At 26.8% G+C, this 15728-nt stretch carries 17 protein-coding genes; 3 read left to right on the top strand and 14 right to left on the bottom strand.

The genetic code is table 11. From position 1 onward, the window contains the following. Positions 1-192: 192 nt before the first annotated feature. From IC218_RS03835 to IC218_RS03795, 9 genes are all read right to left on the bottom strand, one after another. On the bottom strand, positions 193-1023 hold the full coding sequence (locus IC218_RS03835) for a class I SAM-dependent methyltransferase (RefSeq protein ID WP_227823847.1): 831 nt from the start codon (positions 1021-1023) through the stop codon (positions 193-195). A 351-nt stretch (positions 1024-1374) separates the two neighbouring features. Continuing rightward, positions 1375-2277, bottom strand: coding sequence for an SPL family radical SAM protein (locus tag IC218_RS03830; protein ID WP_227823846.1), 903 nt, complete (start codon positions 2275-2277; stop codon positions 1375-1377). 49 nt (positions 2278-2326) lie between these two features. Next, positions 2327-2788 (bottom strand): pyrimidine dimer DNA glycosylase/endonuclease V, encoded by a 462-nt coding sequence (locus tag IC218_RS03825; RefSeq protein WP_227435873.1) that lies wholly within the window; start codon positions 2786-2788, stop codon positions 2327-2329. Between the two features lie 51 nt (positions 2789-2839). After that, positions 2840-3295 carry a peptide deformylase gene (gene def, locus IC218_RS03820; RefSeq protein ID WP_227435871.1) on the bottom strand — a complete coding sequence of 152 codons (456 nt, stop codon included), beginning with the start codon at positions 3293-3295 and terminating at the stop codon, positions 2840-2842. Continuing rightward, entirely contained in the window at positions 3276-3530 is a 255-nt protein-coding gene (locus IC218_RS03815; RefSeq protein ID WP_227483153.1) for a helix-turn-helix transcriptional regulator, read from the bottom strand. The genes def and IC218_RS03815 overlap by 20 nt, the downstream gene beginning before the upstream one ends. Positions 3531-3626: 96 nt before the next feature. Continuing rightward, positions 3627-4343, bottom strand: coding sequence for an ABC transporter permease (locus tag IC218_RS03810; protein ID WP_227823845.1), 717 nt, complete (start codon positions 4341-4343; stop codon positions 3627-3629). Further along, on the bottom strand, positions 4340-5023 hold the full coding sequence (locus IC218_RS03805; RefSeq protein WP_227483155.1) for an ABC transporter permease: 684 nt from the start codon (positions 5021-5023) through the stop codon (positions 4340-4342). The genes IC218_RS03810 and IC218_RS03805 overlap by 4 nt, the downstream gene beginning before the upstream one ends. Further along, positions 5020-5880, bottom strand: a complete 861-nt coding sequence (locus tag IC218_RS03800) for an ABC transporter ATP-binding protein (protein ID WP_227823844.1) — start codon at positions 5878-5880, stop codon at positions 5020-5022. Before IC218_RS03800 ends, IC218_RS03805 begins: the two co-directional genes overlap by 4 nt. Positions 5881-5993: 113 nt before the next feature. Next, the gene (locus IC218_RS03795; RefSeq protein ID WP_227823843.1) at positions 5994-6584 is read right to left on the bottom strand and encodes a TetR/AcrR family transcriptional regulator; all 591 of its coding nucleotides are present in this window, start codon (positions 6582-6584) and stop codon (positions 5994-5996) included. Positions 6585-6860: 276 nt separating this feature from the next. On the opposite strand from IC218_RS03795, the gene IC218_RS03790 reads away from it, so the two are divergent. Then, positions 6861-7094, top strand: coding sequence for an ATPase (locus tag IC218_RS03790; protein ID WP_227433254.1), 234 nt, complete (start codon positions 6861-6863; stop codon positions 7092-7094). Positions 7095-7317: 223 nt separating this feature from the next. On the opposite strand, the gene IC218_RS03785 is transcribed toward IC218_RS03790, so the two are convergent. The 5 genes from IC218_RS03785 to add form a co-directional block, all read right to left on the bottom strand. Further along, positions 7318-9705 carry a cell wall-binding repeat-containing protein gene (locus IC218_RS03785; RefSeq protein WP_227433253.1) on the bottom strand — a complete coding sequence of 796 codons (2388 nt, stop codon included), beginning with the start codon at positions 9703-9705 and terminating at the stop codon, positions 7318-7320. A gap of 193 nt (positions 9706-9898) precedes the next feature. Next, a complete protein-coding gene (locus IC218_RS03780; RefSeq protein ID WP_227433252.1) occupies positions 9899-10654 on the bottom strand; it encodes an acyl-CoA dehydratase activase in 756 nt (251 codons plus the stop codon). Between the two features lie 21 nt (positions 10655-10675). Continuing rightward, positions 10676-11827 carry a double-cubane-cluster-containing anaerobic reductase gene (locus IC218_RS03775; RefSeq protein WP_227483213.1) on the bottom strand — a complete coding sequence of 384 codons (1152 nt, stop codon included), beginning with the start codon at positions 11825-11827 and terminating at the stop codon, positions 10676-10678. Between the two features lie 198 nt (positions 11828-12025). Then, the gene (locus IC218_RS03770) at positions 12026-12763 is read right to left on the bottom strand and encodes an EcsC family protein (protein ID WP_227823842.1); all 738 of its coding nucleotides are present in this window, start codon (positions 12761-12763) and stop codon (positions 12026-12028) included. 74 nt (positions 12764-12837) lie between these two features. Further along, positions 12838-13827, bottom strand: coding sequence for an adenosine deaminase (gene add, locus IC218_RS03765; RefSeq protein WP_227823841.1), 990 nt, complete (start codon positions 13825-13827; stop codon positions 12838-12840). 270 nt (positions 13828-14097) lie between these two features. On the opposite strand from add, the gene IC218_RS03760 reads away from it, so the two are divergent. Next, the gene (locus IC218_RS03760; RefSeq protein WP_227823840.1) at positions 14098-15351 is read left to right on the top strand and encodes a sodium/glutamate symporter; all 1254 of its coding nucleotides are present in this window, start codon (positions 14098-14100) and stop codon (positions 15349-15351) included. A 96-nt stretch (positions 15352-15447) separates the two neighbouring features. After that, entirely contained in the window at positions 15448-15672 is a 225-nt protein-coding gene (locus IC218_RS03755; protein WP_003423664.1) for a FeoA family protein, read from the top strand. Positions 15673-15728 lie beyond the last annotated feature (56 nt).

Raw genomic sequence — 15728 nt, 5'->3', positions numbered from 1 at the left:
AAAAAATATATTCAAATAAATTTTATATAAAAAATAATAATAAAAATATTGCTTTTATTTTTATATAATCAAATTTATAATGTATTAAAAATAACATAAAAATGTCCATATTTCAATATATATACTTTTCTTATGTGATATCATTGTAGATTTCAAGTTTTTATTCATTTAAATATATTCATTATTTTTTTACTATTTTTGTAAAACAAATCCCATAGTCATACTATCATCAGAATATGCTTCACCTTTGACATTATTAAAAATTTCAATAGATTTAAAGCCAATATCTTTAATTTCTGTAAAAAAACTCTCTTTTGAAAAGTATTTGTTCCAAATATAAAATACATTTGCACTTCCTTCTGTTATAACAAGAGTTTGTTCTAATGTATTGTAATCACTATATTTGCAATTATCTTGTATACACATATATCTTTCACTACTCCAAAAGCCTCCATTTTCATTTATTTCCCATGTTTTAACTTCTTTAAAATCATCGTATTTATTTATTGTAAATACATCTAATATCAACTTTCCTCCAGGTTTTAAACTCTTGTAAATATTCTCCATCAATAGACTTCTGTTTTTAGTTGATAAAGCTCCATAATCACAATAAATTAAAGTAGCTATATCAAATGCTTCACTGTAATTCATATTTAAATAACTTTGAAATAAATATGTTATATTTAGATTTTTCTTTTCATTTCTACTTTGTGCATAATTAATAGAACGTTTTGAAAAATCAATTCCAGTTACTTTATAACCTTTCTGTGCAAATCTTTCTGAGTATAATCCTGGACCACATCCTAAATCGATTAAATTTGGATACTTATCTGGAGATGCAACTTTAACTATCCAATCTACAGAATCATTAATAAAGTCTAGACTTCTACTTGCTCCTTCAAAATCAACATCTAAATGTGCTTTTAATAACTGTTTTGAGATATATTCATCATCCCAAAAATTAACTTTACTTTCCTTATAAAGTTCTGGTTTTTCTAAATACATGCATAATTTGTTTAACAAAACATACCACTCCTTAAAATTTATTTATAAAATAAAAAAACCACAGATTTTACTCTGTGGTTTAACTTCAAAAAGATGAGTTTAAATAAGAGTAAAATAGAATCAAATATTTTTAAGCACAACAATAAAACTATCGCTTTATTTTGTTTACTTATTAAATTTGATTTTATTTACTCTTTTCCAGCAATACTTACATCAACGATTTTATGATATCAAGTACCCCGAACAACATCATCCTTTCATATTTTTATTTTATAGATGTATTGTATACTTACTATCTCTATTTGTCAATAAATTTCAGTTTAAATAATTTATAATATTAAATTAAAAAGTACACTATTGTATCTAAAATTAATCAAAAAAAGACAACTGAATATCGCTTGAATGTTTTAATTTTTCTTTCATTACTTTGTCATAACTACTTGATAAAGAATACTTATTTCTAAGTTGATTGACCATTTTATAAAGTTGGTTTTTATACTCTTTATTAGCTGAACCTGTACTGTACAATACTGATAATTTATCAAATAAATCAGGAAATTCTTTTTTAATGAAGTCAAAAAAAACACCTCTAGTTATACCTCTTAAATACAGAGTTCCAGGTAGCACATAGTGTACATTACTTTCTTTTGCATATCTAAATAATGAATTTATGTTATCAAAATTATCTGTAATATAAGGTATGATTGGCATAATATGAAGACCAACTGAAGCGTTAGTTTTTCTAAATTCTTTTAACATTTCAAATCTTCTCATTGAATCTACTCCATTTGGCTCAATGAGCTTTTGTGTCTTTTCATCTACAGTCGTAATTGTAGATGCTATGTTAATATATGTAATTCTAGATAATTTATCAACCAAATCATAATCTCTTAAAATTAAATCCGATTTTGTAGAAATAATTGCTGGGGTTTTATATTTGATTAATAGATTCAATATTTCTGGCATAATTTTATACTCAGCTTCTATAGGTTGATAACTATCTGTCACTCCACCTATATTAATTACTTCTCGCTTCCACTTATTGCTACTCAATTGTTTCTCAAGCATTTCTACTATATTTGTTTTTACATAGATATCTTCAAAATAATTATTAGAATTAATATACTTATGTGAATAGATAGCATAACAATATTTACATGCATGTTCACATCCACGATAAATATTTAAATCCCATTTATATGGAATACTTCTTTTTAGTTTATTGCAAGCAGTTTCACAATTTATTGGAATATATTTTACTTTATTATACAAACAATCACCTCTTTACATCTAATAATACCATAATATTAAATTATAGTAATTAAAGTAAGTTATTACCATGCCATAATTCATAGTCATCACCGTATTTACAAAGTAATATATCCCATTCATTCATGGATATTCCTCCACACACTGCTTTTTCTTCTAAATTATATAGACATTGCTTTAAATATATTTCATTATGCCAATCTCTATATAAATTTTCTAAATTTAGATTATATACTACAGATACATCCATTGAGAAATTGTTATTGTTCCATTTTAGCATTTCTATAAACTTAGTTTCATTAGGTCTATAAGCCCTTTTTACCATTTCATCATGTACAACTTTAGCATAAAATTTAAATTCATCAATACTATAATTTAATACTTTATTTACTAATAGATGATTTGGAGTACCTTTTTTCTCTATAGAACCTTTTATAGCGAATAGTTCTCTCCATTGACTTACTAATTGATTTTTTGGTAATACATCAATCAAATCTTTATGCCATAATCTCATAATCTAACTCCTCACTATAAAATATTATCTAAATTTAGTACTTAAATTACCTTATAGTTTTACACGTTCAATAATTTTATCTGTAAAAACTATGCCATCCAAATGGTCTATCTCATGACAAAGACATTTTGCCATAAGTCCTGAACCTTTAATTATTATTTTCTCACCATTCTCATTTAAAGCTTGAACTGTAACTTTTTTAGGTCTTTTTAATTTTCCCCATACATCAGGAAAACTTAAACAACCTTCAACAACAATTTGCTCTCCTTCTTCTTTAATAATTTCAGGATTGACAAGTTTAATAAGTCCCTCTCCTAAATCTATAACAACTAAACGTTTTAATATTCCCACTTGGCATCCAGCTAAACCCCCACCATTTGGTGTATTGTACATGGTTTCTGCCATATCGTTTAATAGGTCTCTTATCTTATTATCTACTTTTTCTACATTCTTACTCTTTTTTCTTAAAATTTCATCGTCAAAAGTTCTAATCTCTCTTAGAGCCATAATATTCCCCCCTACTTATCTGAGCTCTTGATTTTCTCTCACTTTGTTCAAATAAAAATATACTTTCTATTGGTTCATTAAAAACTCTTGAAATATCATATGCTAACCATATTGAAGGTTCATTTTTTCCAGTCTCTATAGCATTTATAGCCTGCCTAGATGTTCCTACTAATTCTCCTAGTTGTTCTTGTGTTAACCCCAATTTTTCTCTTAATACCTTGATTTTATTTTTCATATATACTCCATTCATGTAATGTTAACCTTACATTTAAACTGTAACATTTTCTAATTTTTATGTCAAGTCAACCTTACATTTATTTTGATAATCTATTTAACTAGATATTTTTTTATTGAATTTTTTAAGTAATAAAACAATCCAAATTAATGATACAATAAATGAGATAAAAATATATATGTAGTTACTATCTTTAAATGCCTTTGCTAACCAAAATGATGGTAAGAAAAGTAAAATATATTGTATTTTATTTAAAATAAAAAATGGTGCTGGAATACCTAACATAAAAAGTCCTGATAACTTTGTAAGTGCCATACCTTCTAATTTATTTGATGATAAAGAAATTATTAATATTGATATAATAATTCCCTGAGTCAAAGATACTAAAGAAATTGCCAAATTTAATAAAAAAGAAATTTTAGTTAGCGAAAAAGTTAATAATAAAATTACTGTAATGGCAAAGGCTAATATAGCTGGTATTCCAAGTCTTGAAATAAGATAACCACTTTTTCCAATAGGAGTGATTATCAAATACTTTGAAATATTATCATCAATTTCTCCTAACATAACCATAGTAGAAACAAAAAAGAACATAAAAGGTGTTATAAAAGCTAAAAGCAAGTCAAATACTAAAAAATATGGTTCTAAAGTTAATTTATAATAAGAACTATCAATTAATATATTTTGAATTAATGGTATTCCAACTTTTATAAGTCCTCCACATAATATTGGAGAAATACATACTACAAAAAGCATAGCATCACCTTTTATTTGCTCAAATTCTTGTCTAAAAGCATTAATAATTTTTATCATAACTTTATACCACCTACCTTTTTCCAAATACTACAAACAAAATAATATGTTATAAAGTAAACTATTATAGTCATCAATATTAAAATTAATATATTAGTTACTAAAGAATTTTTATCTCCACTAATAAGAGAAATACATATATTAAAAGGATACAAGTTGGTGAATACACTTAAATCCATCAATACATTAATTATTGGTGGCACAAAGCAGACAATCTCAATAGGAATAGTTAAAACAATAAATTGATTTAAACTTGATGCTCTACTTGCAAGTATAAGCCCAAGTAATGAAAATATTATGGATGCAAAGAAAGTTCCCATAATTACTATCAAAATATTATTTAAATTTGCTGTAATTGCAATTACCATAGATACAATACTAGATATTATTGACAATGAAATCACCTTTGATAAAATATATTCTGATATTTTTATGGGAGATACAGCTAGGGAATTTAAAACTCTTTGACTCTTCTCAAGAAGTACAATTGCTCCCATAAAAAATAGTCCCATTGCTGCTGGGTCAGAATAAATCATAATTATAGCTACCTTTTCTCTCAATAATGGTGGAAAGGCATTAAGCAAACAAATATATACAATACTTAAAGTAACATATAAAAAATAAAATCCATATTTAAATTGAAACTTTACATCTCCTAAGATAAGATTTTTTAATCTCATTGTAAATTCCTCCCTGTTATCTCAATAAAAATATCATTTAATGTCGGTTCACTGCTATGTATTGATAAGAGCTTATTTTCCTTAATAAGCATATTTAATTTTTTGTCATTACTAGTATCATTTAAAAAACATTCAGAAGTTTTTTCTTCATTATCAAAATCTTCATTATCAAAATATGTATATCTAATTTTAACAGCACCTTTTGACATAATAAGATTATGTGGTGTATCTAATGCAGATATTTTCCCATTTACAATGAATGCTACCCTATCACAAAGTTCTGTTGCATCCAACATATTATGAGTTGTTAAAATAATAGTTTTACCTTTAGATTTTTCTGACAAAATCATATTTTTCATAATCTTACTATTTGATGGGTCAAGTCCACTTGTTGGTTCATCTAAAAACAATATATCTGGATTATGTAATAAAGCTTTTATAAAATTTAGTCTTGATTTCATACCCTTTGAATATTCTGATATTTTTTTATTTGCTTCACTTTCTAATCCTACTGATTTTAGTAGTTCATCAATTGGTAATAATTTTTTAGAATATAAAGATCCAAAGTATTTTAAATTTTCTATTGCAGTTAATTTTTCATATAAACTAGGAAATTCAAAATCAACGCCTATATTCTCATAAAATTTATTTGAATGTTTTTTGCTTTCTATTCCATTTACAAATACACTTCCTTCATAATTGGTTATCATACCAATTAGAATTTTTTGTAACGTTGATTTACCTGCTCCAGATGGTCCTAAAAATCCTAGTATTTCTCCTTTCCCTACTTCAAAATTAATATTTTGTAAAAATTTTTTATCTGTATAACTAAATGATAAATTATCAACTTTAATCATTTTTATCCCGCCTTTTTATATATTTGACTATTTTAACTATATAGTCAATAAAAATCAATTTTTTTGTTTGTTAATACTTTTTAGTAAAAATATTAGCAAACAAGTTTAAAAATTTATTCCATAAGTTGTATAACTAGACCTCTTATCATCAATCTTAAAGCATCATCAAAGCAATTCTCACCAACTTCATGTTTGTATAACATAGTAAGAAATACTGCTCTAAACGCACCACTAAAGTTTTCTACACTTTTATTTTTTGCATTTGGAATATAAGATATCATCTTACTAATTTCAAAATCATCATGTTTAAAATGTTCTTCAATTATAGAATCTGGTAATTTTCGCATTAGTATTTCAAATTCTCCATTAATTAACAGATTTAAAATTGAAGTATCATCAACTAACTTATAAAATTTCATAAATATATCTGTCAACTGCTCATATGTAACACTGTCATCAAGTTTTTTTAATTCATATAACATTTGATTTTGTATTGAATCATGTATATCTCTCAATACTTCAAAAAAAAGTAATTCTTTAGATTTAAAAAACAGATAAAAAGTTCCTTTTGGAATATTTGCTCGTCTTACAAGCTCATCAACAGTAGTTTTTCTAATACCATATTGCTCAATGCACAAACTCGCTTCTTCTTTAAGTCTTTTAACTATGTATTCTCTTTCTTTATCAGAATATGATTTAGGCATCCTTTCACCTCCTATTTGACTAAATTAATCTTTACAGTCAATATAATTCATTTCCACTTTAATGTCAATAAATTTCTTAATTCCATTAAAAATCTTCGAAAATTCTGAATTTTATATAGCTTTTTTTATGCTATAATGTTATAATTAAAATATAAATAATATATTATTCTATTTTCATATCTATTTGCTTATTTTTTAACTTAGTTTCTAATAGCAGTAATCATATTTATCTTTTTAAAAGTTCCATTTTTAATAAAAAATGAAGGAGTTGATTTTATGACTACTACTACAAAAAATCGTTTTTATGATTTTGTTCAAGAAAACTTAAATAAATATGTTGAAGTAAATTCTTATTTTAGCAGTTGCCCTTTATATGGGGAAATTATAGAAGCAGACAGCTTATCAATTACACTTTGTTCAAGATATATAGACGAATCTAATCCATCTTTAAACGAGACTTACACACTATATTTACCACTTAGCTCTATAATAGCTATTAGAACTATATAAAAAGGTTAATTAAATACAGGTTGTTTTTATATAGGATGTAAGACTTTCTATATAAAAACAACCCTTTTCTATTTATACACTTAAAATATTAATACATATATTTTAAGCTGTAAATAGAATCTTATAATTATTGATTGTTTCAGTTATCAATAATTAAAATAACTATTTACAGCTTACATTTGACACTCTCTACTAGAAATATATTAATCTACTAGTATCTATCTTATTTAGCACTTTTTAATTTTACTAACTCCTTAAAGGCGTTTTGATTTGCACCTCCACCAACTTGAGTTGCTTTTTCTAAAGTTTTATTTTTAAGAACATCTTTTTGACTATCAGCTAATTTATCACCAACCAAAATTACTGGTGACGCATTTTTTGCTCCTAAAGGGCCAACTGCTAATCCATCTATTAAATCATTTTGACTCTTGATTCCATTTTTAACTACATATGCATTTTTCAAAGTATCTTTTTTATAAAAATTATCTATTATCTTTGAATTTGTTTCGTCTCTGCTACTACCAGATAATCTAGTGGGATTTTTAAGTTTACTTTCCAAACTAGTTGATAAAGATACTGTACCGCCAATAATATAAGACTTCTCTATATTTAGTGAGTTTAAAAATTCATCTGCTCCTTGTAATTCGCTTTTTTCATTTGCAAGTATAATTGGAATATTATTTTCTGCTGCGGCTGCACCTACACTAATTGCATCAGCCAAACCTTTTACACCATTTACAACAGCTATTTGAGAAACATTTTTTATACTATTTAGTTTTTGAGCTAATAGCAAGCTTGTCTTATATCTGTCACTTCCTGATATTCTTTCAGTTGATATATTTAAGTTTTTTAATTGTTGTTCAGTTTCTTTACTTATGGAATTTTCTCCACCTATTAAGTATACTTTTTTTGCACCTAATCTCTGTATTTCAGCTTTAGTTTTTGAATTCAAAGCTTCCTTTTGTGTTAATAGTATTGGTGAATTGATAGCAGATGTAAAAGGAGTTGCTGCCAATGCATCCACTATTGAACTTCCATTTACTAAAACTACATTTTCTGAAGAACTAAAGCCATTTTGACTAACTTTAATGGCAGTTTCATATCTATCACTACCAATTAAAGATTCATTTGGAATACTTTCCCCAGAAGATTTTTCTGTAACAGCTTTTATAGTAAAGTTACATGGATAAAACTTGCTATCTCTATTTATATCATAGAATTTTCCAGTACTATCTATAATGTAACTTTCTCCTAAGTTTGCTTTTGCTTTAAACGTATCGTAACCTGGAACATTTGATTCTGAACCTATAGTTGATTCTCCACTTTTATCTTCTATGCTAACTACTATAGCACCTTTTCCTTCTGGTATATCAAAAGAATCGATTGGAACTGTTATGTATCCCGAATATTGTGTAGTGCCCTCTTTTAATTTTTTCATGTTATTTTCTTGAGGTATGCTATTTACTACTGGAGCATAATATATTTCATACTTAGCTCCTATACTCTCAGTTAAAAACATTACAGACTTTAGAGTCTCATCTCCCCTATTAAAGTCAAATACATTTGCAGCTGTTATCTTGTTTGAAATTAAAGGAACAATACTTGCATAGTCATGTTGATACATTTTTTCATCATCATTTGGTTTTTGACCTCCTCTGATTGAGAAATTATCTATATCAGACATAAGAGTCTTATCTTCATAAGATATCCAGAAGTATCCACGTTCAGAATTATAATCTCCCCAACTATTTTTTATTAGCCATGCACCATTTTTTGATGGTCTATTGCTTGAATTAAAGTTATCCTTAGAATAATTGTCATCCCAACCTACAACTGAAATAGCATGGTTAGTGTTAAAACTTTTTGTTGGACAATAATATGAATTTTGGTCTTCACTTTGATACCTAATATCTTCATAATAACCTGATGTTACTGCTCCATACTGTAATATAGCATTTTTTGTAGAGTTCATATCATTACTTACACATACAGCATCTGTTACATTAAAGACAGTTGGTGCTGTATTCATATTAGCTGGTTTTGTTGCTCCTTGTGCTTTAGATATTTTACCATTATATGGAATATCTTTTTCCAATTTAGGACCTGACCAAGATGTTAAGTATCCCATAGCTTCATAATTTAAAGCACCATCCATATCATTTACAGTCCATCCATATTCACCTTCTGAAGCCCACCATCTTAAATGTTCTTCTGATAAATCATAGTCTCCATAATTCTTCAATTTCAGGAAACTTTCTAAAGTTGCCATAGCTGCAAAGTCCCAGCATATTCCAAGATTTTCTTGATTTTTTATTGATGTCATTAATCCTAACTTTCTTGGGTCATAAGATGCTGGAGCTGTTCTTCCTTTGCTTTGAACTTTAGTACCTTCCAATTGATATGGATTTGGTATAATACCATTATATTTTTCTGTACGTCCATTTTTAGCATCTTCTAGATATTGTTTATAGGTCTCACTGTATTCAGCTTTTTTTATCTGATTCAATGTATTTCCATTTTCAGCTGACACAGGAATCGTTGACATTACTAAAATAGAAATTAAAAATAATGCAATAAACCTTGATGCTTTTCTTGAAGCAAACTTTTTCATACTTTCTCCCCCTAACTTCGAGCTAATTTTTAAAGATTTAATACTATATATGACTAAATATTGATTATTTCTAAATATATAATCATTTAAATCAATTATACCAAAGTTTTCCTTTAAAAATAAATAGAATAAAATAAAAAGCTGAAATTATCTTGGATAACTTCAACTTTTTATTTTATTATTTAAGATATTTTTATTTAAATCCAATTACTGCAGCTCCTAGAGCCCCCATTATCTGAGTATCTTCTGCAATAAATATTTTTTTATCTAATATTTCTTCTATCATTTTTACTAACACTTTACTCTTTGCAAGGCCTCCAGTAAATGCAATTTCATCTACTATTTCTCCTCTTGCTAGCATTGATGTCGACTTATTTGCAATAGATTTAAGTATTCCTGCTGCTACATCTCCAGTAGAAATATTTTGAGCTAAGAGACTTACTATTTCTGACTCTGCAAAAACTGTACACATACTAGATATATTAACTGGTTCATTTCCTTGAGCTAGTGTATCAATACTTTCTATATCACTCCCCAAAAGATTAGAAGTAATTTCTAAAAACCTACCAGTACCAGCAGCACACTTATCATTCATTATAAAATTAAATACATTTCCATCTCTATCTAAATTTATAACTTTACTATCTTGGCCACCTACATCTAAAATAGTCCTTACATTCTCATTTAAAAAGTAAACTCCTCTAGTGTGACACGTTATTTCTGTTACTTTCTTATCAGCAAAGTCCATTACTCCTCTGCCATAACCTGTGCCTACTACTTTTTTTATATCTTTTTTATCAATTCCATCGCTTAACAACTCATAAACTTGTTTAGATGTACTTTTAGGGCTCCATCCAGTTGGTATAATTATTTTTTTGACAATTTTTTGACCATCAAATAACACACCTTTTGTTGCTACTGACCCTGAGTCCACTCCTATACTAAACATAAACCCTCCTATTATTTATTCCTATAACATCTCCACAAACGCTTCAAATCTAGTTCTTAATTGTTCAGTGTCTGATTTTGAATAATCAGTTTCAAGAGACATAAATGGCTTATTTTTTTCTTTTGTAACAAATTCTCTTACTCTGTAACTTTCTATATTAAATGTATGACAGGCTTGTAAAACTACATCTATTACACCATCTACATTATATTCATCTATTATTCTATCTAATAGTTCAATTCTATGGTCATTGTTCATCATACAAGAGCAACCTATATTTATGTATTTTTGTGTTAAAGCATCATACACATCTTCATTTTCTTCATCAACTAATAAATCATTTGATCTTATAGCTCCACAAAGTTCATATGCAACAACTGATGCTCCAGCATCTTCTAAAGTTTTAACTATTTTTTCACTTATTCCACCAATTGGAGAACCTGTTATAAGAATTCTTGGTTTATCTTTTGTAATTGGACATTCTCCTTTTTCATATCTTTCTTTCATATCATCTATAACTTTTCTTAAAGATTGTTTAAGTTCAGCACGGTCAAATTTAAAACCTGCTTGATATAGAACATTATGAAGTTCAAGACCTGTAAGTGCAGATGGTTGTAATTTACCAAGTGCATAAAACTCTTTTAGAAGTTCTCTTTCTTCATTCTTATCTTTTATAGCAGCTCTTATATCATCTTCTGTTATAGTCACTCCTAAAGACTTTTCAACTTCATCTTTTAATTTTATCATTTCATCTTTCCAAAGCTTATAAGCAAACTCACCTTTTGCAGTATTTGGTAAATGCATTACATATGTTGGTTTAACCTTTGCAAGTTCTTCATACATTTTTTTCTTGCCATCACAGGTAGTTTCTCCTATTAATAAATCAGAAAAATAGAAATATGGACATGTATCTGTTATTGCATGTCCATAACTTGATTTTATTAAAGGACAAAGATTTCTTGGTAACACTTTTTCTGCATCTGGAATTGGTTCTTCACTAACTCCACAAACACCTACTACTGTTGCTCCTGCTGCCATTGGAATTTCAACTGGAGTAAATGTACAGAACACTCCAACCATTTTTTTCCCACTTTCTTTAAGTTCCTTTGCATTTATAAATCCTTTTTGTCTAGCTTCATTAAAACTATCAAATTGTTTTGGTAAATTTGCCATGAAAACATTCCTCCCAATTACTTCTCTTTATAATTCATTTTGTATTTTAAACAGTAAAACTTAAATATTTCCATTAAAATACAAACCTCTACATTAGATTTTATCATGCTTTACCTTTCACTCATCATTGTTTTTATCAATGCAAATCAATATATATATAGATATATTTTATAGTCATTTTTAAAATTTTAACACTTATTAATTAAACTCTCTAATCCTCAATCTATAAGCAAATACTGCTGTTTCATGCAATTTATCAATTAATTTTCCATTCACATAAAATCCTACAAATGCTCCTATTCCAGGCATTAGTTGCAAAAATTTGGCTAAATCTAAATAGTCCCTGTATTCTTGCTGAAATGTTCTCCAATCAAAATCATTGATATCATTTGGTAAATTTTTTATATACTCATCCCAATTATCCATCAATTTAAATGTTGTATTTATATGAGATTGGCTAGAAAAGGCCAACTGCAATATATTTAGTATATAAATTCTTTCTCTATAGTCTTTGACATCATATCCATATATTGAAGCAACATCGTATAAAAATTTTATCTTAATACCTAAAAGTAGAGGAAAATCAGAAAGCCCTAAAAAAATCCCTCCAGCTCCTGTACCTGCTCCTTCAATCATTGCTGTAGTTTTATAATTTTTAGCCTTTTCATCAACTAGCTTTTCCCTTTCCTCTAAAGATATATTTCTAATTGGTGTCTTTGTCGCATATTTATATCCAAACAATACAGTTTTTGTCATTCCTTTTATTGAAGAAGTCATTATTTCATGGTATTTATCTGGCAAGACTCCATTGAATTTATTTTGTATATCTTTTGACGCCTTATCAAATATAGACGGTTTTTTTAATATATCTTTCTTCCATTGTTCTAATTCTTTTTTTGCTAATTCATTATAAGAAATCTCTTTATAATTTTTCAAATTTATCTCCTACTCTAAAATACAAATTTAATTAACTTACTTAATTGATTTAAAGTTATAGTTCATTTAACCTACTAAATTAGACTGTATAAATATTTTTTAGTCTCCTTATCTGTAAAACTTGCTTCTACTGTGTTTTTATAAATTATTTTATAGTCTTCTAAATTTAGATTAAATATATCAAATATTAGATTTAGTTCTGAATTTAAACTTATATCTGACACAGTTCTATTATCAGTATTTATGCTTACATTCAAATTATCTTTATAAAAATCGTAAAATGGATGACTTTTATAAGAATCTACTGTCTTAGTTTGTACATTACTGGTTGGACATATTTCCAGTAATACTTTTTTATTTTTAACTAAATCATATGCATCTTTTTCTCCATTAATTTTTATACCATGGCCAATTCTATCTGCCTTTAAAATATTTATAGCATCTAGTACATTTTTTCCACTTGCAGCTTCTCCTGCATGTACTGTAACTTTATATCCATAATCTCTTGCCAATTTAAAAGCTTCTTCATATTCACTGCAAAATCCGTCCTTCTCTGGACCACATAAATCTACTGCTACAACACCTCTATTTATAAAAGATTTACCTGCTTCAATTACCAACAATGCCTCTTCTGAGGTCATTGTTCTCATACAACCTAATATTAAATTCCCTTTTACATCATAAATACTTTCAGCATCTCTAATTCCTTCAACCACACTTTCAATTATACTTTTAGCACTCAACCCATTTTGAGTATGAAGTAATGGAGCAAATCTAATTTCTATATATTTAATATTTTCTTTACTTACATCCTCCAAAAGTTCAAAAGTAATTCTTTTTAAACTTTCTTTAGATTGCATAACTTTTAGAGGTAAATCAAATTTTTTTAAATATTCATCAAGTGAAGTACAATCATGTGGAACTTTTGATAATTTTTTTATTTCATCAATATTATCTGATGGTAAGTCTATTTTCTCTTTAAGTGCTATATCAAATATAGTTTCTACTCTAACACTTCCATCTAAATGGCAATGTAATTCTATCTTAGGTAAATTTTCAAACATTTTATCCTCCTTTTATACTTATAAATAATATATTCTATTGATAAGTTTTTAAGTCTTATTTCTATTATAACAATATACTAAAATTTTTCATGTTAAAAGCTGTGTATTAGTAAAATATTCTCATTTAATTTATAATTATCTAATTATATCCATTGATTTTTTTTAATATACATTTATTAATATACATTTGATAGTAAAAATTCCATTACATAATAATTTAAATTATATAAAGGCAATTTTAAATTTTTAAATTACAAAGGAGGACTTATTTTGATTACTTTAACTTTTAATACTATACAAACTTTAACCTTATCTATGCTATTCTTTTTAATTGGTAATCTGTTAAAGAATAAGATTAAATTTTTAAATAACTTCTGTATACCTGCACCAGTAATAGGAGGTCTATTATTTTGTTTTTTAAATTTATTTCTTAAATACTTTCATATAGCAGATATCTCTGTGAGTGGAAACTTAATGCCAAATTTCATAACTTTCTTTTTTACAACTATTGGACTTGAAATAAGCATAAACCTTATAAAGAAAGGTGGTAGTGTATTATTTAGATATTGGATTTTATGTGGAATATTAGCATTTTGTCAAAATATCATAGCCATATCAATATCAAAAATTATAAAACTTGAACCACTTTTGGGACTTATGTGTGGTAATATATCTATGGAAGGTGGTCATGGTTACTCGGCTGCATTTGGACTTACAATAGAAAGTCTTGGTATAAATGGTGCAGTTGGAGTTGGTTTATCTGCTGCAACAATAGGTCTTATTATAGGCGGGATATTGGGATGCCCTGTTGCTAGATTTCTAATAGAAAAGTATAAATTGCAACCTTCAACAAAAGCAGATTTATCAAGTCTTAAATATAAAAAAGATTCAATGAGAGTAATGAATAAATTTTTTAGAAACAGGAATAAAATAATCCAAGATAACTCGTCCCAAAAGATAACTCCTACTATATTTTTGGAGCAAGTTCTTCTTATATTTATTTGTATAAATACAGGAGAAATTATAAGCAGAATATTTTATATGACATGTAACATTCTTTTACCTTCTGTTGTGACTTGTATGTTTTCAGCAGTTATTTTTAGAAATTTAAATGACAAAATAAATATACTGGAGTTAAATTTTAAACTTATAGAGTTTCTAAAAGAACTTTCATTAGGAATTTTTCTAACATTATCACTTATGAATATAGATTTATTTGAATTATCAACATTATTGCCTCCAATTCTTCTAATAGTAACTTTTCAAGTAATCTTTATAATTTTATTTTCAATCTTTATTTGTTTTAAGATACTTGGAAAAGATTTTGATTCTGCCATCATAATAAGTGGCTTAATTGGACATGGAATAGGTGCTACTCCAAATGCTTTAGCCAATATGAGCTCTTTAACACAAAAATACGGAGATTCTCCAAAAGCGTTTTTGGTTGTTCCCTTAGTAAGTGGTTTTTTACTAGATGCCATTAGTATCCCTTGTATACTATTTTTTATAAACATACTGAGCTAGTATGTTTATTTTTTGTTATATATTGACAATTTAGCTTTTTTATTATATATTATAAGTATAGAACTTGATAATGATTTTCATTAGGAGGTGTTAATAATGACTGTTTACAACTTAAAACTTGGACAAAAGGGAATTATAGATAATATAGCTGGGAATGAAAAACTTATGAAGAGACTTCTTGCTTTAGGATTAATAGATGGCACTGAAGTTGAAGTAAAAAAAATAGCCCCTCTTAATGATCCTATAGTGATTAGATTTAGAGGATTTGATTTAGCTATTAGAAAATCTGATGCAAAAAATATAAATTTAAAAAATAATTAATATAAAATAAAAATAAAAAAAGAGATTTTAAAATCTCTTTTTTTATTTGCATTAAA

Origin of the sequence: Clostridioides sp. ES-S-0005-03, from assembly GCF_020658455.1 — a bacterium.
Classification (GTDB): Bacteria; Bacillota; Clostridia; order Peptostreptococcales; family Peptostreptococcaceae; genus Clostridioides.
This window is presented reverse-complemented; position numbering and strand designations above follow the sequence as displayed.